Source organism: Kribbella jiaozuonensis (assembly GCF_005233875.1).
GTDB lineage: Bacteria > Actinomycetota > Actinomycetes > Propionibacteriales > Kribbellaceae > Kribbella > Kribbella jiaozuonensis.
Genome location: NZ_SZPZ01000002.1, coordinates 1,314,847 through 1,336,073 on the forward strand (window position 1 = coordinate 1,314,847; position 21,227 = coordinate 1,336,073).

A 21,227-nucleotide genomic window follows, 5' to 3' on the forward strand; every position below is an offset into this window, starting at 1 on the left:
GTCACTGTAGAGGTAGTACGACGGTGACGTGGAGGCCGCCGCCGAGGCGGGGCATCAGGGTCAGGGTGCCGTTGTGGGCCTCGGTGATGCTCTTGACGATGGCCAGGCCGAGGCCGACGCCCGGCTGATGGGTGCGGGCGCCGCGCTGGAACGGCTCGGTCAGGGTGGAGACCAGCTTCCGGCTGAGGAGCTCGCCGGTGTTCTCGACGGTCAGTACGACGGTGTTGAAGCGCGTCGCGGTGGTGACGGAGATGGTGCCGTGCTCGGGGAGGTTGTGGACGATCGCATTGTGGATGAGGTTCGTCGCGAGTTGGAGCAGGAGCGTGTGCGAGCCGGTGGTCGGCGTGAGCTCGCCGGTGGTCTCGATGGTGATGCCGCGTTTCTCCGCGAACGGGAGCAGAGTCTCCATCGCCTCTTCCACGATCAGCGAGAGGTCGACCCGCTCCCCGGTGAAGGAGCGCTGATCGGCGCGGCTCAGCAGTAGCAGCGCCTCGGTGAGGTTGATCGCCCGGGTGTTGATCGCGCGCAGGCGCTCGTCGAGATCGCCGCTGTCACGGTCCGGGTCGTTGATCGCGACGTCGAGGAGCGTTTGCGTGATCGCGAGCGGAGTACGCAGTTCGTGGGAGGCGTTGGCGGCGAATCGCTTCTGTTCGGCGACATGAGCTTCGAGCTGCGCGAGCATCCGGTCGAAGCCGTCGGCGAGTTCGCGAAACTCGTCCGTCGGACCTTTGAGCTCGATCCGGTGGGACAGCGAACCGTTCTCGGCCAGGCGAGCGGCGTTGGTGATGCGGGTCAGCGGCGCGAGCATCCGGCCCGCGAGGATCCATCCGCCCAGCAGCCCGAACACCAGCAGCAAGAAGAACACCCCGGCCGCCCGCGGAGCGAACACGTCCAGCAGACGCGACCGGACCGGGAAGACGCTGCTGTCGCCCGTGCCGTTGGGGACGACGAGGACCGCACGCTCGGGGACGTACCGCAACAGGAACAGCCACACGGCCGCGAGCAGCAAGGTGCCCGCGAGCATGAGGAAGGCTGCGTAGCTGAGGGTGAGCTTGAGCCGGACGCTCATCCATCCGACGCTACCCGGCGGGGCATATCGTTCGCATATCCAAAACCGCATACGTTCCGGCAACACCACGCTGTCTTCACTGGAAGGCCGGTACAGACGGAGGTAGCGCGATCATCAGAGGGTGGCACGGCTGGCTCGGCACGTTCACGGGCGTGGCCGTCATGACGGTGCTCGCGCTGCCGGTGGCCGCGCTGGCGGTGTGCATTCTGGCCCGCCGCCGTTCATGGCGTACGGCGCTGGCCGAGGTCGGCATCGTCTACGGGACCGTGCCGTGGGTGTGGATGACTCTCCTGCCGGGCAGCGGTGCCGGCGTCGTCCCGGCCCGCGTGAGTCTCGTGCCGCTGCACGACCTGCTGACGATGTCGGCCGACCAGATCGTCGGCAATCTGCTCATCTTCGCCGCGCTCGGGTTCTTCGTCCCGCTGCGGTTCGCGAGGCTGGCGTCCGTACCCCGGGTCCTCGCGCTGGCGGCGGGCTGCTCGATCCTGATCGAGGTCTCGCAGTACGTCTTCCAGTTGGACCGGGTGTCGTCCGTGGACGACGTACTGCTCAACACCGCCGGCGCCGGACTGGCCGCCCTCGCCTCACGCCGTTGGAAGCTGCACCGTCCGGCCCGAGGCGATCGACTCCTCGATCGCGCAGATGAGCTCAGTGACCAGTACGCCGTGGTCGATGCCCGGCCCGAGGTCGCCGCCGTCGACGAGCCCGGCCGCGAAGTCCTGGACCATCCAGACCGCCGGCCCGACCTGTGACCGCCCGATCCTTCCCGCGACGGGCCACGTCGACCGGTACTTGTCGCTGACAACCGTCAGCCCCTGATGCGACAGGTCCGCGGTCACCGACCCCTCGGTCCCGACCACCTGGAACCGGAAGTCGACGATCCCGTCACCGGCATCCGGCAGCGTCCACGCCGACGACAGCGTCGCGGTCGATCCGTCCTCGAAGCTGACCAGCGCGTGTACGACGTCCCACGTGTCGATGCCGCGCTTGGCGAGCACACCACGAGAGCCGACTGCGCTGACCGACACCGCCCGTCGGCCGGTGAGGAACAGGATGAGGTCGACGGTGTGCGGCATGAGGAACCACGCCGGTGACGACTTCGCCGCCCACGACAGCATCGTCGTCGGCACGAAGTACGAGTTGCTCAGGGTGGCCGAGGCCGTGATCGGATCGCCGACGGAGTCCATCGCCGCCTTGGCCTGCACCACGTGCGGATTCCACCGGTTCTCGAATCCGACCAGGCATCGCACCCCCGCGCGATGCACCGCCTCCGCGATGGCATGTGCGTCGTCGAGGTTCGTGGCGACCGGCTTCTCGATCAGCAGATGCTTGCCCGCTCCAGCCACGTCGACAGCGACCTCGCGATGGGCGAAGTCCGGGGTGGCCACGATGACGGCGTCCGGGTCGAGCTTCTCGAGCAACTCGACGTGTGATGAGACGACGGGCAGGCCGGTGGCCGCGCGTGCTTGCGAGGCCACCGTCTCCGCCGGCTCGGCCAGACCGACCACAGTGACGTCCGGCTGGGTATGGAGTGCCTCGGCGAACAGTCTCCCGCGGAGACCGGCGCCGACGATGCCTATGGTGACCATCAGAACAGTGTGAAGCCGCCGTCGACCTTGACGATAGAGCCGGTCATGAAACTGGACGCCTCGCTCGCCAGGAAGATTGCCACCGGCCCCAACTCCGGCGGCAGCCCATACCGCTTCATGGCCGCCGGGTCCACGCACCACTCCTTGAACTCCGGCTGGTCGACCGGCGACATCTCGGTCAGGAAGTACCCCGGCGCCATCGCGTTCACCCGGATCCCGTGCGGCGCCCACTCGGCCGCCAGCGCCTTGGTCAGCTGATGTACGGCGGCCTTCGACGAGAGGTACGACGCCTGCCAGCGCGGCTGGTTCACGATCTCCGCCGACATCGAACCGACGTTCACGATCGTCCCGCCGCCGCGCGCGGCCATCCGCTTGGCCACCGCACGACTGCAGTACCAGAGGCCGTCGACGTTCACCGAGAACACCTCGTGCCACGCGGTATCAGGCGTCTCGAACGCACGACCGGCGACCCCGATGCCGGCGTTGTTCAGCAACACGTCGATCTCGCCGAACTCGCTGCTCACCTGCCCGACCGCGCGTTCGACGTCCTCGACATCGGACACCTCGAGCTGTACGCCGTACGCACGGATGCCGAGCGCGGTGAGCTCAGCGGCGGCAGCTTCGGCAGCAGCGAGGGTCCGCGCGGTGACCGCGACCGCGGCACCGGCATCGCCGAGCGCCTCGGCCATCGCGCGTCCGAGACCCCGGCTGCCACCGGTGACGAGAGCAACCTTGCCCTCGAGGGAGAACTTCTGCATCGCGTTCATGGTGACCCTTCTGTGGTGCCTCAAGTGGATGGCCAGAGCGGAGCCAGGCCGGAGGAGAGGAGGGCAAAGCCGAGGTTCGCGGCTTTCACTGCGGTGGGAAGAACTTTCGGGGCGGGGGTGCCGGACGCGCAGCGGTCGAAGTTCGACATCGCCAGGGTCCAGTGGACCGAGGTGATCTGGGCCGCGGCCAGGCGGGCGGTGAGTTCGGGAGTGCCGGCGGTCTCGTGCAGAGCCGAGGCGAGTTCGCTTTCGGAGGTCTCGTTGAACTGCAGCATCCGCGCCATCAGCGCCGGCGTACTGCGGAGCAGGCGGTAGAGGTCGACGACCTGCGGAAGGTCGGTGAGGCCGGTGAACGGGTCGTGAGCGCGGAGTCGCTCGATGAAGTGGGTGTGGAGTGCGACCAGCGGTGACTGGTCGGCGGGGCGAGCGCGGACGACACGGGCCGGCTCGTCTTCATGGTCGGCGAAGCGGTGGACGACGAGATCTTCCTTGGTCGGGAAGTACGCGAAGAGCGTACGCCGGGACACCTCCGCGGCCTCCGCGACCTGGGTGATCGACACCTGGTCGAACCCGTGCTCGATGAACAGCTCGATGGCTGCCGTCGAGATCGCCTCCCGGGTCAGCAGCTTCTTCCGTTCCCGCAACGCCATGGCGGGATCGTAGCACTGAGTGCTAATCTGCACTTAGTCTACTTTTGCACTGAGGAGAGTTTCCATGGACGTACTGATCGCGGGCGGCGGGCCGACCGGGTTGATGCTGGCGTACGAGCTGGCGCTGGCCGGCGTCGACGTGACAGTCCTCGAACGGCTCGAGACGCGGATCGAACAGACGAAGGGCGGCGCGTTGCAGGCCCGCACCGCCGAGGTGCTCGACCTGCGCGGGTTGCTCGGGCCGATCCAGGCGCGCGAACTGCCGCGTGAGGCGGTCGGCGGCCACTTCGCCGGGCTCCCGGTGCCGCTCGACGCGTCGCCGTGGCACACCCGGCATCCGTACCCGATCTCGGTGCCGCAGTGGATCGTCGAGGAGGAGCTCGAGTACGTCGCTGTCGCGCGTGGAGCCGTCGTACGTCGTGGTGTCGAGGTCAGCGCGGTCTCACAGGACTCCGAGGGCGTGACCGTGACGGCCGGTTCTGACGTGTTGCGAGCGCGCTATCTGGTGGCGTGCGACGGCGCGCACAGTACGGTCCGCAAGCTGCTCGACGTACCTTTCCCCGGTCGGGCGGGGACGTTCCGCGCGGTGCTGACCGACGTACGGCTGTCGTCGGTGTCGGACGAGGTGCCGACGACGCTTGGTCACTTCAGCACGATGACCAAGCAGGCAGGCGAGTACTGGGGCATGCTCGTGCCGGTCGGCAACGGCAAGTATCGCTTCACGTTCGGCCGGGCGGGAGTCACCACGGCGGACGAGACCGAGGCTGCGCTCACGGCCTTGTACGGCGAGGAGACCCGGCTCGCGGAGGTGCTGAACTCGTCGGAGTTCGGTGATGCGACCCGGCAGTTGGAGTCGTACCGGTACGGGCGGATCCTCTTCGCGGGGGATGCCGCGCACATCCACCCGCCGTTCGGTGGGCAGGGGCTCAATCTCGGCGTACAGGACGCGTTCAACCTGGGCTGGAAGCTCGCGGCCGCGGTGCGCGGTACGGCGGACCTCCTCGACACGTATCAGACCGAGCGGCATCCGATGGCGGCGCGCGTACTGCGTCATACCGCAGCGCAGCGGGTCTTCGCCCTCCCGAGGCCGAGCGAAGACGTCATCGAACTGCGGGAGATCTTCACCGACCTGATGCGCTTGCCCGACGCCAACCGCTACCTCGCCGGCATGATGTCGGGGCTCGACGCGCCAGACCGGATCCCCGACTTCGAACTGGTCACCGGTGACGGGCCGGTCTGGTTGTCGACGCTTCTGCACTCCGGCCGCGGTCTGCTGCTCGACTTCGGTGACCGGACCTGGCCGGATGGCTGGGCCGATCGCGTCGACGTACTTCGGGTGAAGCCGGACGGCGAGCATGAAGCGCTGCTGATCCGCCCGGACGGTCTGCTGTGCTGGTCAGGCGGCGCGGATGTCGCCGATGCGTTGACGCAGTGGTTCGGTGTCAGAGCGGGGTGAGCAGGCAGAACTCGTTGCCTTCGGGGTCGGCCAGGACCGCCCAGTCGACATCGCCCTGGCCGATGTCGAGGTGCGTGGCACCCAGGGCCTCGAGCCGGGCAACCTCGGCCGCGTGGTCGTCACCTGGGTACGGGCGGAGGTCGAGGTGGAGGCGGTCAAGCCCGACCTTCGGGTCGTTTGAGCGGAGGAACTCGAGGTACGGGCCGACGCCCTTCGCCGAGCGCAGTGAGACGAAGTCATCGGTCTCTTCGTGCACAGTCCAGTCCATAGCCTCGCCCCAGAACCGGGCCATGGCGCGCGGGTCCACGCAGTCGATGGCGACTGCGGCGATCGGGCCGGTGTCGCTGTAGATCGCGCGTGGCTCGAGTACGCAGAACTCGTTGCCCTCCGGGTCGGCGAGGACCGTGAACGGGACGTCGCCCTGGCCGATGTCGGCGGGGGTTGCCCCGAGGCCTTGGAGGCGAGCGACCAGCTCGGCCTGATGCGCCGCGGACGTCGTGGCGAGGTCGATGTGTACCCGGTTCTTCACCGTCTTCGGTTGTGCACCCGGGATGAGGTCGACGACGACGGCGCTGGGGTCGGGGTACATGACACCCTCAGGCTCGAGGTTGGTCTCCTCGGGTTTGTCGCCGGTGACGTTCCAACCGAGGGCATCCGCCCAGAATCGCCCGAGCGCAGAGTTGTCCCGAGCCTTGATCACCACCTGCACAAGCCGCGTCGCCATGGCCCAGATCCTAAGGGGTCGGTGATGCGATCGGGGAGACCAACGGCGGCGCGAGCGGCGACATCGAGGGCGCGGGCGAGTGGTACTTGAGGATGCCGATCAACGCCAAGCTGGCAACCAGGATCACGGCGAGCACCGTCGGCCGTACGTCGTTCACCGGGTCTTGGTCGCCAAGGCCAGCGACACCATCCGGTCGATCACCTCGGTGCGTGACAGGCCGGTGGCGTCCATCATCCGCGGATACCGGCTGTACGACGTCATGCCGGGCAGTGTGTTGACCTCGTTGAGTACGACGGTGCCGTCCGGCTTGAGGAACATGTCCACGCGGGACAGGCCACGGCATCCCAGCGCGCGGTAGATGGCCTTCGCCGTCTCCTGAACGAGTGCGCGCGACTCGGCGGGGATGTCTGCGGGCACGATCACTGTCGAGTTGTCGGAGCCGGTTTCCGGCGTACTCTCCTGGTGGATCTTGAAGAAGCCGTGCGACAGGGCGATCTGATCGACCTCGCCGGCGAACAGGTCGGGATCGTTGCCCAGGATCGCGCACCCGATCTCGCTGCCGACGACCGCCTCTTCGATCAGCACCTTCGAGTCGAACTCCCGCGCGGCTTCGACCGCGGCCTGTAGCTCTTCTTTGCCGGCGACCTTGCTGACGCCGAACGACGAGCCGGATCGGGCCGGCTTCACGAAGATCGGGTAGGTGAACTGGTCGGGATCGATGGTCTGAGTCAGCGTGAACGTCCAGAAGTTCGGTGTCGCGATCCCGGCGCTGGCGGCGACTGTGTAGGCGAGCGACTTGTCCATGCAGAGGACCGAGCTCTGGATGTCGCAGCCGACGTACGGAAGGCCGGAGAGTTCGAGCAGCCCCTGGATCGCGCCGTCCTCGCCTTGTTTACCGTGCAGGACCGGGAAGAGTACGTCCAGGCTGATCGTTTCGTACTTCCCGTCGTCCAGGACGAGCAACCCGGGCGCGGTGCTGTCCGGTGACAACATGGCCGGGCGGCAGGGGCCGTTCTCCCAGTCCGTGGCGGGGTTGTCGCAGAGTTTCCAGGCGCCGTCCTTGGTGATGCCGATGTAGAACGGTTCGTACTTCGCCGTGTCGAGGTTCTCCGCGACCTGTTGTGCGGATTTGACCGAGATGGGGTGTTCCTCGGAACGACCTCCGAAGATGATGCCGATCTTCATATCCACTGCTGCTTCCTGTTCTCGAATTTCCGGCAGTTGATGATCGAGTTCTCGACCGTGTCGCTGAGCGCGTGATCGGTGTAGTACGCGGTGTGCGGGCTGACGATCACGTTCGGCAGTTCCTGCAGTCGCAGCAGTTGTTTGCTTTCGATTTGTTCGTTGCTGCAGTCGGCGTAGAAGATTCCTTCTTCACCCTCGATGACATCGAGGGCGGCGCCGCCGAGGCGTCCGTCCTCCAACGCTGTGAGGAGTGCCTCGGTGTCGAGGAGCGGGCCGCGACCGGTGTTGACGACGAACGCGCCGGGCTTCAACTGCTCGATCCGTCGGCGGTCGAGGAGATGGCGGGTATCTGCGGTGAGCGGCGTGTGGAGTGTGACGAGGTCGCTCAGCCGGAGCAGTTCATCGAGCGGGACGTAGTCGGCCGAGGTCGCCGGACGGTTGTCATAGGCAACTGTGCGGCAGCCGAAGCCGCGCAGGCGGTCGATCACGGCCGCGCCGATGCGGCCCGTACCGACGACGCCGACGGTGAGATCGCGCAGTTCCTTCCCGCGTACGTCGTCCAGCCGGTAGTCGTGGATGTCGGTACGGCGGATCATGGATTTCGCGTTGCGTAGCGCCATCAACATCAGCATCAGCGTGTAGTCGGCGACGCTGTCGGGGGAGTAGGCAACGTTCTCGACGGTGATGCCGAGACTGTCCGCGTAGTCCACGTCGAGGTGGTTGTAGCCGATGCTCCTCGTGGAGATGTACGTGACGCCGGCTCTCGCCAGGGCGAGAAGCGTTTGGTTGGTGATGTGGGTCTTGTGGCCGACGCTGATACATCTTTTGCCGAGGGCAAGTTCGATGGTGGCCTCGGAGACAGGTGCCTCGGTGATGGTCGGTACGACGCCGAGGCGCGGAGCCAGCCCGCGGAACAGGGCGGCCTCGTCCGGGCCGCATCCGTAAATCGCCAGTGCGACGTCGGGAGGGGTCGCGGACGACAACCAGGACGCCAGCGATTTGTAGGTCATGGGTCCAGTGAAGGAAGTGCGGTGTTGCCGCCGTGTATGAGATTTTCGATACGCGGACGAAACACTGCGCTTCCTTTACTGGGGGAATGATTGCGCTCAGTCTCGATGAGATCGCTGTGGTCGTCGGCGGAACGGTGGCCGGCGACGGCGCGGTGAAGGTGACGGCGCCCGCCGTACTCGACGGTCGGGAGGCTGAGCCCGGGGGCCTGTTCGTGGCCTTCGCGGGCGAGCACGCCGACGGTCACGACTACGCCGGCCAGGCTGGGCAAGCCGGTGCGGTGGCGGTGCTCGGCTCACGGCCTACAGCGCTTCCGACGGTTGTCGTGGAGGATGCGCAGGCGGCTTTGCAGCTCCTTGCCGCGCATGTCGGCGCGCACCTACGCGGCGGGCTGACCGTCGTCGGCCTGACCGGCTCGCAGGGCAAGACCAGCACCAAGGACCTACTGACCGGTGCGCTGTCCAAGGTGGGGCCTACGGTCGCGACGATTGGTTCGCTCAACAACGAGCTCGGGGTACCGCTGACGATTCTGCGTGCCGATGCAAGTACTCGGTTCCTCGTCATCGAGATGGGCGCTCGGCGGATGGGTGACATCGCTCATCTCGCCGGGCTGATCCCGCCGGACGTTTCGGTGGTGCTCAATGTGGGGCAGGCGCATCTCGGTGAGTTCGGGTCGCGCGGGGCGATCGCGAAGGCGAAGGGTGAGCTGGTGCAGGGGTTGGCTGCGGGTGGTACCGCCGTACTCAACGCCGACAATCCGCGGGTTGCCGCGATGCGTGCGCTCACGGATGGTCGAGTGCTGACCTTTGGTCGGGCGGAGCATGCCGACGTGCGGGTGCGCGACCTGACGCTCGATCGCCTCGGCCGGCCGTCGTTCACGCTGTGCACAGCCGACGCCACGGCTTCCGTCGTACTGCCGCTCGTGGGTGCACACCAGGCGTTCAACGCGGCAGCTGCTGCGGCGGCGGCCTGGGCGATCGGAGTACCCCTCGAGCTGACGGCCGCTGCGTTGACCACCGCGTCGATCTCCAAGTGGCGCATGGAGCTGTCCGAGCTCCCCGGCGGCATCACACTGCTGAACGACTCCTTCAACGCCAACCCCGACTCAGCCCGCGCCGCCCTCGACGCGCTCGCGGTCATCGAGGGCCGCGGCATCGCCGTGCTGGGCGAGATGCTCGAACTGGGCGAGGAAAGCGAGACCGAACACCACGCGATAGGCGAGTACGCCGCCACCCGCGCGGATGTGGTCGTCGCAGTAGGCGAAGGCGCACGCGCAATCGCCGACGGCGCAGGCTCCCGGGCGGAGGCCTTGCCTGACAACACCACAGCAATCGACTGGCTCCGCCGCACACTGGCACCCGGCGATGTGGTCCTGGTCAAAGCCTCCCGCGAATCCCACCTGGACGAGGTCGCCGCCGCGTTGTCACCCGAGTAGGGAGCGGAGGAAGCGCGTGGAGGTGCTGGTCTGGTCGGCGTAGCCGTGCTGTTGATAGAAGGCGTGCGCGTCCTGCCGGTGATTCGCGCTGTTCAGGTCGATGCGGACGCAGCCGTGCGCGGTGGCGAAGGATTCCGCGGCCGATATCAGCCGGCCGGCGATGCCTCGGCGTCGGGCGCGATCGGAGACCACCAGGGCGACGATGCGCGCCCACGAGCCGTCGCGTTCGAAGAACGGGGCGACGTGGACGGCGACGACGCCTAGTACCTCGCCGTCCGACTCCGCGACGTACGCCGCGAGCGTGGGATCGTCCGCCCAGGTCTGGATCCGGGCGGCGGTCGTTGCCTCGTCAGCTTGTGGGTAGCCCAGCTGCCCCAACAGCTCGCTGACGGCACAAGCATCGGCGCGGACCGCGGGGCGGATGTTCATCGGCGCCGCCGTTTCATGTAGAGGTCGAAGGCGCGGTACACCATCGGCCGCAGCGGCAGGTCCCACTCGCCGACGTACCGGACCGCCTGCCCACCGGTGCCGACCTTGAACTGGATCAAGCCGACGTGCGGGTCCTCCACATCAAGCGTCGGCGTGATGCCGCGCAAGTCGTACACGTCGCACCCGGCCGCCAGCGAATCCCGGATCATCGCCCACTGGCACGCGTTCGACCCGCGGACCTCTCGCTTCGACGTGGACGAGGCGCCGTACAGGTACCACGCATGAGCACCGACCCGGACCAGGATCGTCGCGGCGACGAGCGACCCCTGGTGGTGCGCGAGATACAACCGCGCTGAGCTCATCGACGCGAACAGGTTCTCGAAGTACTGCAGCGGCCGGGGGGTGAACCGATCGCGCTCAGCGGTGTGCACATAGAGGTCATGGAACGCCTTCACCTCCGACCCCACCGAGACCTCGACACCCTCCTTCAAAGCCTTCTTGATGTTCCGCCGCCACTGCTGATTCATCCCACGCAGTACGTCGTCCTCGGTCAGCCCGGCCAGTGGAAGCTCATAGATGTACTGCGGTTGCCCGTCGCCGAACCCGTCCTCCGGACTCTGCGGCAGCCACCCGGCCCCCTCGAGCCACCGCGTCACCCGATCCTCACCCCGCCTGATGAGCCGCTCGACCTCCGGATCCGCAATCCCCGACTTGACCTCAGCAGCGCTCCAGACGTCCGTACGCACCGGCGGCCCGAGCCGGATCGCGAACGCACCCTGCGCCTTCAGGTACTCCGCCAGCGGATCGATCCACTCCTCGAGCGACCCGGTCCAGTCGATCACCGGCCCCTGCGGCAGGTACGCCAGCGTGTACCGCTCCAGCCGCGGCACCGGCCGATGCAGCACGAGTCCCGCCCCGACGAGCCGCCGCCCGTCGTACCAACCGAGCGACTCGCTACGCCACTCCGTCTTCACGGCGCCCCACTCGGGGATCTGCAAGAAGCTGACCGACCGCTGTGCCTCCACAAACGCCTGATGCTCCACAGAGCTGATAGCAGAGACGGTCAGAGTCACCGCTGCATCCTCGGATCGTGCGTGGGATCCGGGTACATCCCCGTCCACCCGTCCGGCCGCAGTTCGTAGTGCCACGGCTCGTTGCGATAGATCTGGCACAGCCCGTACTCCGCGCCGTGCTCGGCCAGCCAGGTCTTCGCCTCGGAGTGCCCGATGTCGACCGCCGCTCCGCGCACATGCTGCGATGTCTCAGGCGTAGCGACCCACCGAGCCGCCTCCTCCTCCGAGCCGTACTTCGCCACCGCGTCCCGCAGCAGCTCACTCTGGTACGCCGGAGAACGCCAGCCGCTGTTCACGTAGAACGTGACCCCGTCCTCCAACGCATCCGAAGCGGCCTTGCGCAGCGCCGTGACCAGCGCCGGATCGAGATTGGCGACGGCCGGGTAATCGTCGTCGAACACCGTCACCCCGGCCGGGACGGCGCCGTCATCCTTGCTGGGCGCACCAATTGCTGCTCGAGTCATGCCGAACAGTCAAGGCAGCCGGGTGTTGTCGGTACGTATGGGGAATTCGATATACGGACGATACGGAGGACCTCGTAGCATCGGGAGTATGCGGGTGTTGCTGGTCGAGGACGAGCCGGAGATGGCGAGCGCGATCCGCGACGGCCTGCGCCTGGAGGCGATCGCGGCCGATATCGCCGGCGACGGCGACACCGCGCTCGAACTGCTGAGCATCAACGCCTACGACATCGCGGTCCTGGACCGCGACATTCCCGGCCCGTCGGGTGACGAGATCGCCAAGCGGATCGTTGCCTCCGGCAGCGGTATGCCGATCCTCATGCTGACCGCGGCCGACCGGCTCGACGACAAGGCGTCCGGGTTCGAGCTCGGCGCCGACGACTATCTCACCAAACCCTTCGCGCTCCAGGAGCTGGTACTGCGGCTGCGCGCGCTGGACCGTCGCCGCGGCCACAACCGGCCGCCGGTGCGAGAGATCGCGGGTCTGCGGGTGGACCCGTTCCGCCGCGAGGTGTACCGCGACGGCCGGTACGTGGCGCTGACCCGCAAGCAGTTCGCCGTACTCGAGGTTCTGGTCGGCGCGGAAGGTGGTGTGGTCAGCGCCGAGGAACTCCTGGAGCGGGCGTGGGACGAGAACGCTGACCCGTTCACCAACGCAGTGCGTATCACTGTCTCCGCGCTACGCAAACGCCTCGGCGAACCTTGGATCATCGCCACCGTCGCGGGTGTCGGCTACCGCATCGATGCCCCGGAGGAAGGCGAGCGTGGGTAGGGAGCCGGGGATGAGCGTTCGCCTGAAGCTCACCCTCAGCTATGCGGCGGTCATCATGCTCGCGGGAGGCGGGCTGCTCGCGGTCGTCTGGGTGTTCCTGCTGCGCTATGTCCCCACCCGACTCGCTCCTCGCGCGCCGATGAGCGGACCGGACCGCGCCGCCCTGCTGGACGCCTTCGCCCCGAAGGCCACCCTCATGCTGGCGTTGTTGCTGATCACCAGCCTTGTCGGCGGCTGGATCCTGGCCGGCAGCATGCTCGCGCCGCTGACCCGCATCACGAACGCCGCCCGCCTGGCGACGAGCGGATCGCTGTCGCACCGGATCCAGCTCGAAGGCCGCCAGGACGAGTTCCGCGAGCTCGCCGACGCGTTCGACACGATGCTCGAGCGGCTGGAAGCACACGACGCCGAGCAACAGCGGTTCGCCGCCAACGCCTCTCACGAACTGCGTACGCCGCTCGCGATCACGCAGACCCTGCTCGACGTGGCCCGCAAGGATCCGAACCGCGACCCCGCCGAACTCGTCGACCGCCTGGACTTCGTCAACAGCCGGGCGATCGACCTCACCGAGGCCCTGCTCACGCTCAGCCGCGCCAACCAGCGGACCTTCACCCGCGGCGACGTCGACCTGTCGCTCGTCGCAGAAGAGGCGGTCGAGACTCTTCTTCCGCTCGCGGAAAAACGCGGTCTGACGGTCGAAATCTCCGGTGATGTGGCCCCGACCGTCGGCTCGCGCACCCTCCTGCTGCAGCTGACCACGAACCTCGTGCACAACGCGATCGTCCACAACCTCCCCTCCGACGGCGCCGTGTGGATCACCACCACCGTCCATCCCAGGACTGTCGTGCTCACGGTCGAGAACACCGGCGAGAACCTCCCCGCACCAGTGGTTTCCACGCTGATCGAGCCGTTCCAGCGCGGCGGCGGACGCGTCCGCACCGATCACGCCGGCGTCGGGCTCGGCCTCGCGATCGTCAACAGCATCACCCAGGCCCACGACGGAATCCTCATCCTCGCCGCCCGCCCGTCCGGCGGCCTCCGCGTCACGGTCCAGCTCCCCGCCGTACGCCGTCCTGCGTCCAGCTGATCCACTCCTGACTTGCCGCTCCGCCGGGGGACAGTGTTACCTTGTATCCGGAATGGTTTTCATTATCACTTGGTGATGAGAGACGGGTGCGCTGTGAGGCTGCGTAGTTCTATCGGGTTCCTGGCTGGTGCCGCGGCGGTGGCGCTGCTGGCCGCGTGCAGTTCGTCGGCGGCCGACGAAACTGCCACGTCGACATCCAAAGCAGGGGTCCAGGTCGTGGCGTCGACCAATGTGTACGGCGACATCGTGAAGCAGATCGCGGGGGACAAGGCCGAGGTGACGTCGATCATCTCCGACCCTGACCAGGACCCGCATTCGTACGAGGCGAACACGCAGACCCAACTGTCGTTGTCGAAGGCAAAGGTCGTGATCGAGAACGGCGGCGGTTACGACGATTTCATGGACACGATGCTGAAATCGGCGGGCAACACGTCGGCAAAGGTGCTGAACGTGGTCGATATCTCCGGTCACAAGGCGCCCTCCGGCGGCGAGCTCAACGAGCACGTCTGGTACGACTTCCCGACCGTCGAGAAGCTGGCCGCCCAGCTGGCGAGCACGCTGTCCGAGGTCGATTCCGCCAACAGTTCGACGTACGCCGCGAACGCCGCGACCTTCACCGGCAAGGTGAAGGCGTTGGAGGCGACCGAGGCGTCGATCAAGGCGGCTCATAACGGCGCCGGTGCGGCGATTACCGAACCGGTGCCGGTGTATCTCCTGGCGGCCTGCGGGTTGGTGAACAAGACGCCGGGCGAGTTCAGCGAGGCGATCGAGGAGGGGACGGACGTTCCCGCGGCGGTGCTGCAGCAGACGCTGACGCTGTTCAGCGCCAAGCAGGTCAAGTTGCTGGCGTACAACGAGCAGACGTCGGGCCCGGAGACCGAGAAGGTGCTCGCGGCGGCCAAGGCGAACGGCGTCGCCGTCGTACCCGTGACTGAGACGCTGCCGGCCGGCAAGGACTACCTGGGCTGGATGACCGCCAACCTGGACGCGATCCGCTCGGCCCTGGCCTGATGAACGTCCTGCAATTCGACAAGGCGTCGTTCGGATACGGACGGCGGCGGTTGTGGGGCGGCCTGACGATGAGCCTGCAGGCCGGGGAGTTCCTGGCGATCCTCGGTGCCAACGGATCCGGGAAGACCAGCCTGCTGAAGGCCGTCCTCGGGCTGCACCCGCTGTCGGGGACTGTCCAGGTCGCTGGCGCGCCACCGCATCGGGGGAGCACGGAGATCGGTTACGTGCCGCAGCATCGGCGCATCGACACGCTTACGCCGCTCCGGGCCCGGGATGTGGTCGGTCAAGGCCTGGACGGCCACCGCTGGGGGATCGGCCGCCCCGACCCGAAGCGGAGCAGGCGGATCGAGGAGATGCTCGAGTCGGTCGGCGCCGAGAGCTTCGCGGATCGGCCGATCGGGCAGCTGTCCGGGGGAGAGCAGCAACGGGTCCGGATCGCGCAGGCACTGGTCTCCGACCCGAAGCTCCTGCTCTGCGACGAGCCGCTGTTGTCGCTGGACCTGAACAGCCAGCGCACGATCTCCGGCCTGGTCGATCGACGACGCCGCACGCACGACACCGCGATCGTCTTCGTCACCCATGACATCAACCCGGTGCTGCCGTACGTCGACCGCGTGCTCTACCTGGCCAACGGACGCATCCGGACCGGGACGGTCGACGAGGTGATGACGTCGACCACCCTGAGCGACCTGTACCGCTCGCCGGTCGAGGTGGTCCGTTCCGGCGGCCGGGTGCTGGTGGCGGGGGTGCCCGAGGACACGCATCACACCTCGGTCCTGCGGGCCGGGTGAGGTCGATGCATACGGCAACCGTCTGGCACGACATCTTCAACTTCACCAACTACGGCGAACTGTTGGCCCTGGTCCACAACTCGATCCTGGCCGGCGTGGCACTCGGTATCGTCGGCGGGCTGATCGGGGTGTTCGTGATGATGCGCGACCTGCCGTTCGCCGTCCACGGCATCAGCGAGCTCTCGTTCGCGGGCGCTTCGGGTGCGTTGCTGCTGGGCGTGAACGTGGTCGCCGGCTCGCTGACCGGTTCGATCATCGCGGCGATGCTGATCGGCGTACTCGGAAGCCGGGCTCGTGATCGCAACTCGATCATCGGGGTGCTGATGCCGTTCGGGCTCGGGCTCGGCGTACTGTTCCTTGCCTTGTACAAGGGTCGGGCGGCGAACAAGTTCGGTCTGCTGACCGGGCAGATCGTGGCAGTGGACACCCCGCAGCTGTCCTGGCTGATCGTCACCGGTGTCGTCGTACTGCTCGGGCTTGTGATCGTCTGGCGGCCGTTGATGTTCGCCAGCTCGGACCCGGAGCAGGCCGCGGCGCGGGGTGTGCCGGTTCGGGTCCTGTCGTTGGTGTTCATGCTGCTGCTCGGCCTGGCCGTCGCCATCTCGGTCCAGATCGTCGGCGCGCTGCTCGTGCTGAGCATCGTGGTCACGCCCGCAGCCGCCGCCCTCCGAGTCGCTGCCTCCCCATGGCTCGTCCCGGTGCTCAGCGTGGTTTTCGCGACCGTTTCCCTCGTCGGCGGCATCCTCCTCGCCTTGGGCGGCAGCCTGCCGATCAGTCCCTACGTGACCACGATCTCGTTCCTCATCTACCTCGTCTGCCGGGCCAGCTCCGGCCGGCGCGTGGCGGCCGGCGCGTAGGTGTTCGACGGCTGAACGATCCGGAACCGCATCCGGCAGACGACAGCGTTGGTACGTCGACGGAGCGCGTGCGCGAGGATGGCGCCCCGCTGATTCTGCAGGAGCCGCTGCCACAGGTGATCAGGCTCGACCTCGGGGATCAGCACAAACACCGTGTCGAGCTCGCAGCGGTTCACGTACTGCACGACCGGAGCGGTGAGCGTACGGCGTTGGTCGTACAGCGCGATCAGCGGAACACCAGGCTGCCAACGCTGCCAGTCGTCGAGGAGCCGGACGAACGCCTTGGTGTCCTCGGCATCAGCGGTGTTCACCGCGTGGACGGCGACGACGTCATGACCGAGTCCACGCGCGACCGACAAAGCCTCGGCGGTCAGCCTGCTCACGCCATGCACGGGTACGACGACGCGCGATCGCCGGGACGTCAACCGATCGGGGACCTGGCCGAGCCCGAGCCGCTGACCGATCCGCTGGTAGTTGCGGTTCACCGACTCCATCGCGAGGACCAGCACGGGCAGCGCGATCGCGATCAGCCACGCGCCGTCGGTGAACTTCGACGCGGTCACCACGATCGCCGCAACGCCGGTCAGGAGCGCGCCGAACCCGTTCAGCGCGAGCTTGCCTTGCCAGTGCGGTGGGCGGCGGTGCCACCAGTGCCGCACCATGCCGGCCTGGGAGAGCGTGAAGCCGACGAAGACGCCGATCGCGAAGAGCGGTACGAGCGTGTTCATGTCACCGCGGGCCGCGATCAGCAGGACCGCTGACACCCCGGCGAGGAACAGGATGCCGTACCGGTAGACCTGGCGTTGCCCGCGCAGTTGGAACACGTGCGGCAGGTAGTTGTCCTTGGCAAGCAGTTGGCTGAGGACGGGCAGTCCGCCGAAGGACGTGTTCGCGGCCAGCGCCAGCAGCACCACGGTTGCGAACTGTACGACGTAGTACCCGAATCCGTGGCCGAGCGCGCCGTCGGTGAGTTGTGACAGCACGGTCACGCCGTCGACCGGCCGGATGTCGAACTTCTCGATCAGGATCGCGAGGCCGATCAGCATCACGCCGAGCAGCCCGCCGAGGGCCAGCTCCGCTCGCTGCGCCCGTACGACGCCAGGTTTCCGGAACGACGGCACGGCGTTCGCGATCGCCTCGACCCCGGTCAGGGCCGCGCACCCGTTGGCGAACGCCTTGAGGATCAGCAGGATGCCGATCGCGTGAACCTGACCGGCCTGCTCCGCGTTCCCGGTGGCAACGGCCACCGGTCCTTCGCGGAACAGACCGGCCAGGATCACGGTCAGAATCGACAGTACGAAGATCGCGGTCGGGACGATGAACAGCCGCGCACTCGTCGCGACACCGCGCAGATTCACCGCGGTGACGAGGAACAGTACGGCGAGTGCGAGCTCGACGCGATACCCGTACAACCCGGGCACGGCCGACGTCAGCGCTGCGACGCCGGCCGCGACCGAGACGGCCACGTTCAGGATGTAGTCGATCACCAGCGACGCTGCGGCGACGAGACTCGCCCGCCGGCCGAGATGCGCCTTGGCGACGCCGTACGAACCGCCGCCGTCCGGGAAGGCGGCGATCACCTGCCGGTACGACAACACCAGCACGAGCAGCAATACGGCGATCGCGATCGTGATCGGGAGCGTCAGCCCCAGCGCCGCCGACCCGCCCAGGGCGAGCACCAGCACGATCGCCTCCGGACCATAGGCAACGGAGGCCATCGCGTCCAGCGACAATGCCGCCAGACCTCCCACGACGCCGAGCCGATGCCTATCGTCCGAAGATGTGGTCACCGCACTACCTTCCGGTGCAGCAACCAGTCAGTCAGCTTTTCTCACAGAAGCCAAACGCAACTCTCATACGGATCACACAGAGGTGAGCTGCTCCTCCCGCTCGGGCTGCTCCGGCTCGCGCTGTGCGTCGGCGTGGCCCGGCCACCAGGCGCGGTGACCGATCAGGGCCGTGAGCGCCGGGGTGAAGAACATCGCCATCACGAACGCCGCGATCGCAATACCCGCCGAGATCGCGAAGCCCATCTGCGACAGGACGGCGTTACCCGCCAGCATCATCGACGCGAACGTGCCGGCCAGGATCAGACCGGCGGCGGCAATGGTCGGGCCGGTGTGGTGCAGGGCCAGCGCCGCGGCCCGCTTCGGGTCGTGCCCCTCCCGTGCCTCTTCGCGCAATCGGGCCACCATCAGGATGTTGTAGTCGGTGCCGAGAGCAACCACGAACAAGTACATGATCACCGGCAGCGTGAAGATCAGCCCGGAGTTGTGCTGCAGATGCTGGAACACCAGCACCGACGCACCGAGCGTGGCCCCGAAGCCCAGGAACACCGAAGCCATCAGGTACCACGGCGCGACCAGGCTGCGTAGCAGCAGCGCGAGCACGATCATGATCAGGATCGCCGCGACCGGGAACACGATCCGGTAGTCGTGGTTCATCGCGTCCTGGAAGTCGACGAATACCGAGGTCAGACCGCCGACCACCGCCGTCGTCCCGGCCGGTGCGGCTGAGTGTGCCGCGTCGCGCAGCGGTCCCCGGACCGTGGCGATCGCCTGGTCGGATTCGGGCGCGGACTTCAGCGTGACCTTGAAGTCGGCGACCGTACTGTCCGGAGACAGCGTGGGCTGCGAGACGTCACCGACACCGTCCACCTTGGTCAACGCGGTGCGATAGGTGTCGAGCTGGTCCTTGCTCAGCGGGTTCGAGGACTGCAGCAGGACGTCGGACGGCTGGGTGACGCCCGCAGGCAGGCTCTTGAGCAGTTCCTTGCTGTAGACCGTCGACTCGGAGGTGTCGGACGTCGAGCCCGAGGTCAGATCGAACGTCGGGTTGAAGCTGATCGCGAACGCGCTCAACACGATCAGCAGCCCGCCAGCAGCGACCGCGAAGACCGCCGGACGCCGTCCGAGTCCTCGACCCAGGGCCGCGAACTTCGCGCCCTTCGGCTCGACCTTCCACGCCTTCGACGGCCAGAACACCTTGGTCCCGAGCAGCGAAACGATCGCCGGTACGAGCGTCAGCCCGGCCAACAGCGCCACCGCGACCGAGATCGCGAGCGCGGGCCCCATCGCGCGGAACATGCCCAGCGTCGACAACGTCAGCGCCATGAAGGCGATGATCACCGCTCCGGCCGCGGAGGCGATCGCCTCGCCGACCCGGGTGACGGCGCTGACCATCGCGGTCTTCGCGTCCTCGCCGGCCCGCAGCCGCTCCCGGTACCGGAACATCAGGAACAGGATGTAGTCGGTGCCGACGCCGAAGAGCACCACCAGCAGGATCGAGGTGATCGAACTGTCGATCTTCAGGTCGAACGCCTTGCTGACGATCGCGATCAAACCGTTGACCACGGTGGATACCGCGCCGATCACCACGATCGGCAGCAGTGCGATCACCGGGCTGCGGAAGATCAGGAGTAGGAGCAGCAGGATCAGTCCGACTGTGGCGATTCCGATGATCGCGAGACCCTTGGAGGACGACTCCTGCGCGTCGAGCGCCTGCGCTGCCGAACCGGTGACGCCGGCCTTCAGCGACGTACCGTGCAGCTTGTCCTGCAGCGCCGTACGGAGTGCCTTGACGGCGTCGTTCTGCCGCGTGTCGCTCGGGTTGGTGATCTTGGTCAGCTCCACCGGGGCGATCTGGATCAGCCGGTTGCCCGTCGGCGGGACCGCCTGGATCCCGGTGACGTCCTTGAGCTTGGCCTGGTCGAGCTGTCCGGCGATCGTTTCGACCGTCGCGGCGTCGGCGGCGCCGATCGGAGCGCCGTCGGTGCGTTCGAACACCACGATGGCCGCGGGCGCGGTGGCGTTGGGGAAGGCCTTCTCCTGCAGTTGTGCTGCCTGGATCGACTCGTAGTGCGACGGCAGGAACGCGGATTGGTCCGTGGTCGCGGTCAGTTTCGGGGCCGTCGCGGCCACCGCGGCGATGATCAGCACCCAGGCGCCGATCGTCCACCACGGCCGCCGTACGACCAGCGACCCCAGTCGTGCGAACATGACAGGTCCTTTCAGAAAGTTTTCGTTGCCTGGACAGTCGCCGACCGGGCTGACACCGGGCTGACACGGCACCGTCACCAGCACCGTCACCAGCGGCGCGGCTAGCTGATCTTGCGGCGGTAGAGGGCGTTCGCACCGGCGTACGCGAGGACGAGCAGACCGACGCACCAGGCGAGCGCGACCCAGATGTCGTTACCGATCGGCTGCTGGGCGAACAGGTCGCGGATCGTGTTGACGATCGACGTCACCGGCTGGTTCTCGGCGAACGCGCGGACCACGGTCGGCATGGTCTCGGTCGGCACGAACGCCGAGCTGAGGAACGGCAGGAAGATCAGCGGGTACGAGAACGCGCTCGCGCCGTCCACGGACTTCGCGCTCAGGCCGGCGATCACGGCGAGCCAGGTGACCGCGAGGGTGAACAGGATCAGCATGCCGGCGACCGCGAGCCAGGCGCCGAGACCCGCGCCGGTGCGGAAGCCCATGATGAATGCGACACCGACGACGATCACCAGTGAGATCAGGTTCGCGACCAGCGATGTCAGGACGTGGCCCCACAGCACGCCGGAGCGCGCGATCGGCAGGGACTGGAACCGCTCGAAGATCCCGCTCTTCAGATCCATGAACAGCCGGAACGACGTGTACGCGACGCCGGACGCGATCGTGATCAGCAGGATGCCGGGCAGCAGATAGTTCACGTACTTGACCGAGCCGGTGTCGATCGCGCCGCCGAACACGTAGACGAACAGCAGCATCATCGCGATCGGCATGATCGCGGTCGTGATGATCGTGTCCGGGCTGCGGAGGATGTGCCGCAGCGAGCGCCCGGTGAGGGTGGCGGTGTCGCCGAGAAGATGTGTGGCCATGA

At 67.3% G+C, this 21,227-nt stretch carries 21 protein-coding genes and 1 pseudogene; 8 read left to right on the top strand and 14 right to left on the bottom strand.

The genetic code is table 11. The features are described 5' to 3' along the window. Window position 1: 1 nt before the first annotated feature. Window positions 2-1,069, bottom strand: coding sequence for a sensor histidine kinase (locus FDA38_RS17880; RefSeq protein WP_137255138.1), 1,068 nt, complete (start codon window positions 1,067-1,069; stop codon window positions 2-4). Window positions 1,070-1,350: 281 nt separating this feature from the next. Between FDA38_RS17880 and FDA38_RS43110 the strand changes: the two are divergent. Continuing rightward, window positions 1,351-1,644 (top strand): annotated as a pseudogene (locus FDA38_RS43110) (VanZ family protein); the annotation flags it as partial. Between the two features lie 9 nt (window positions 1,645-1,653). Here FDA38_RS43110 and FDA38_RS43115 read toward each other — a convergent pair. The 3 genes from FDA38_RS43115 to FDA38_RS17900 are packed head-to-tail and all read right to left on the bottom strand — an operon-like array spanning window position 1,654 to window position 4,075. Beyond that, complete coding sequence (locus FDA38_RS43115) at window positions 1,654-2,658, bottom strand: Gfo/Idh/MocA family protein (RefSeq protein ID WP_137255139.1); 1,005 nt, start codon at window positions 2,656-2,658, stop codon at window positions 1,654-1,656. Next, window positions 2,658-3,416 (bottom strand): SDR family NAD(P)-dependent oxidoreductase, encoded by a 759-nt coding sequence (locus FDA38_RS17895; RefSeq protein WP_233714775.1) that lies wholly within the window; start codon window positions 3,414-3,416, stop codon window positions 2,658-2,660. The genes FDA38_RS43115 and FDA38_RS17895 overlap by 1 nt, the downstream gene beginning before the upstream one ends. Before the next feature lie 29 nt (window positions 3,417-3,445). After that, window positions 3,446-4,075: a TetR/AcrR family transcriptional regulator gene (locus FDA38_RS17900; protein ID WP_137255141.1), complete on the bottom strand. Its 630-nt coding sequence runs from the start codon at window positions 4,073-4,075 to the stop codon at window positions 3,446-3,448. 64 nt (window positions 4,076-4,139) lie between these two features. On the opposite strand from FDA38_RS17900, the gene FDA38_RS17905 reads away from it, so the two are divergent. Beyond that, window positions 4,140-5,531, top strand: coding sequence for an FAD-dependent monooxygenase (locus FDA38_RS17905; RefSeq protein ID WP_137255142.1), 1,392 nt, complete (start codon window positions 4,140-4,142; stop codon window positions 5,529-5,531). Here the strand turns inward: FDA38_RS17905 and FDA38_RS43120 are convergent. From FDA38_RS43120 to FDA38_RS17920, 4 genes are read right to left on the bottom strand one after another with little or no spacing between them, the layout of a single operon-like run. Then, window positions 5,518-6,255: a VOC family protein gene (locus FDA38_RS43120; protein ID WP_137255143.1), complete on the bottom strand. Its 738-nt coding sequence runs from the start codon at window positions 6,253-6,255 to the stop codon at window positions 5,518-5,520. The two genes, FDA38_RS17905 and FDA38_RS43120, sit on opposite strands and share 14 nt — an antisense overlap. A gap of 10 nt (window positions 6,256-6,265) precedes the next feature. Continuing rightward, a complete protein-coding gene (locus FDA38_RS42275; RefSeq protein WP_170989771.1) occupies window positions 6,266-6,412 on the bottom strand; it encodes a hypothetical protein in 147 nt (48 codons plus the stop codon). Beyond that, on the bottom strand, window positions 6,409-7,440 hold the full coding sequence (gene vanA, locus FDA38_RS17915; protein ID WP_137255144.1) for a D-alanine--(R)-lactate ligase: 1,032 nt from the start codon (window positions 7,438-7,440) through the stop codon (window positions 6,409-6,411). The genes FDA38_RS42275 and vanA overlap by 4 nt, the downstream gene beginning before the upstream one ends. After that, the gene (locus tag FDA38_RS17920; RefSeq protein ID WP_137255145.1) at window positions 7,437-8,450 is read right to left on the bottom strand and encodes a D-isomer specific 2-hydroxyacid dehydrogenase family protein; all 1,014 of its coding nucleotides are present in this window, start codon (window positions 8,448-8,450) and stop codon (window positions 7,437-7,439) included. Before FDA38_RS17920 ends, vanA begins: the two co-directional genes overlap by 4 nt. Before the next feature lie 86 nt (window positions 8,451-8,536). Here FDA38_RS17920 and FDA38_RS17925 point away from each other — a divergent pair, with 86 nt between their 5' ends. Next, window positions 8,537-9,883 (top strand): UDP-N-acetylmuramoyl-tripeptide--D-alanyl-D-alanine ligase, encoded by a 1,347-nt coding sequence (locus FDA38_RS17925; RefSeq protein ID WP_137255146.1) that lies wholly within the window; start codon window positions 8,537-8,539, stop codon window positions 9,881-9,883. Here FDA38_RS17925 and FDA38_RS17930 read toward each other — a convergent pair. From FDA38_RS17930 to FDA38_RS17940, 3 genes are read right to left on the bottom strand one after another with little or no spacing between them, the layout of a single operon-like run. Further along, entirely contained in the window at window positions 9,872-10,312 is a 441-nt protein-coding gene (locus FDA38_RS17930; protein ID WP_137255147.1) for a GNAT family N-acetyltransferase, read from the bottom strand. The genes FDA38_RS17925 and FDA38_RS17930 overlap by 12 nt on opposite strands. Continuing rightward, the gene (locus FDA38_RS17935; protein ID WP_137255148.1) at window positions 10,309-11,385 is read right to left on the bottom strand and encodes a lipid II:glycine glycyltransferase FemX; all 1,077 of its coding nucleotides are present in this window, start codon (window positions 11,383-11,385) and stop codon (window positions 10,309-10,311) included. The genes FDA38_RS17930 and FDA38_RS17935 overlap by 4 nt, the downstream gene beginning before the upstream one ends. Then, on the bottom strand, window positions 11,382-11,849 hold the full coding sequence (locus tag FDA38_RS17940) for a M15 family metallopeptidase (protein WP_137255149.1): 468 nt from the start codon (window positions 11,847-11,849) through the stop codon (window positions 11,382-11,384). Before FDA38_RS17940 ends, FDA38_RS17935 begins: the two co-directional genes overlap by 4 nt. An 88-nt stretch (window positions 11,850-11,937) precedes the next feature. On the opposite strand from FDA38_RS17940, the gene FDA38_RS17945 reads away from it, so the two are divergent. From FDA38_RS17945 to FDA38_RS17965, 5 genes are all read left to right on the top strand, one after another. Next, window positions 11,938-12,618, top strand: a complete 681-nt coding sequence (locus tag FDA38_RS17945) for a response regulator transcription factor (RefSeq protein WP_137255150.1) — start codon at window positions 11,938-11,940, stop codon at window positions 12,616-12,618. A gap of 10 nt (window positions 12,619-12,628) precedes the next feature. Further along, a complete protein-coding gene (locus FDA38_RS17950) occupies window positions 12,629-13,705 on the top strand; it encodes a sensor histidine kinase (RefSeq protein WP_325053088.1) in 1,077 nt (358 codons plus the stop codon). Between the two features lie 93 nt (window positions 13,706-13,798). Beyond that, window positions 13,799-14,716: a metal ABC transporter solute-binding protein, Zn/Mn family gene (locus tag FDA38_RS17955; RefSeq protein ID WP_202877712.1), complete on the top strand. Its 918-nt coding sequence runs from the start codon at window positions 13,799-13,801 to the stop codon at window positions 14,714-14,716. Beyond that, on the top strand, window positions 14,716-15,507 hold the full coding sequence (locus tag FDA38_RS17960) for a metal ABC transporter ATP-binding protein (RefSeq protein ID WP_137255153.1): 792 nt from the start codon (window positions 14,716-14,718) through the stop codon (window positions 15,505-15,507). Before FDA38_RS17955 ends, FDA38_RS17960 begins: the two co-directional genes overlap by 1 nt. A 5-nt stretch (window positions 15,508-15,512) precedes the next feature. Beyond that, window positions 15,513-16,364 (top strand): metal ABC transporter permease, encoded by an 852-nt coding sequence (locus FDA38_RS17965; RefSeq protein WP_137255154.1) that lies wholly within the window; start codon window positions 15,513-15,515, stop codon window positions 16,362-16,364. Here FDA38_RS17965 and FDA38_RS17970 read toward each other — a convergent pair. From FDA38_RS17970 to FDA38_RS17980, 3 genes are all read right to left on the bottom strand, one after another. Beyond that, the gene (locus FDA38_RS17970) at window positions 16,313-18,154 is read right to left on the bottom strand and encodes an APC family permease (RefSeq protein WP_202877713.1); all 1,842 of its coding nucleotides are present in this window, start codon (window positions 18,152-18,154) and stop codon (window positions 16,313-16,315) included. The two genes, FDA38_RS17965 and FDA38_RS17970, sit on opposite strands and share 52 nt — an antisense overlap. A gap of 72 nt (window positions 18,155-18,226) precedes the next feature. Next, window positions 18,227-20,362 (bottom strand): MMPL family transporter, encoded by a 2,136-nt coding sequence (locus tag FDA38_RS17975; protein ID WP_137255155.1) that lies wholly within the window; start codon window positions 20,360-20,362, stop codon window positions 18,227-18,229. Window positions 20,363-20,463: 101 nt separating this feature from the next. Further along, a complete protein-coding gene (locus FDA38_RS17980) occupies window positions 20,464-21,225 on the bottom strand; it encodes an ABC transporter permease (RefSeq protein WP_137255156.1) in 762 nt (253 codons plus the stop codon). Window positions 21,226-21,227: the final 2 nt, after the last annotated feature.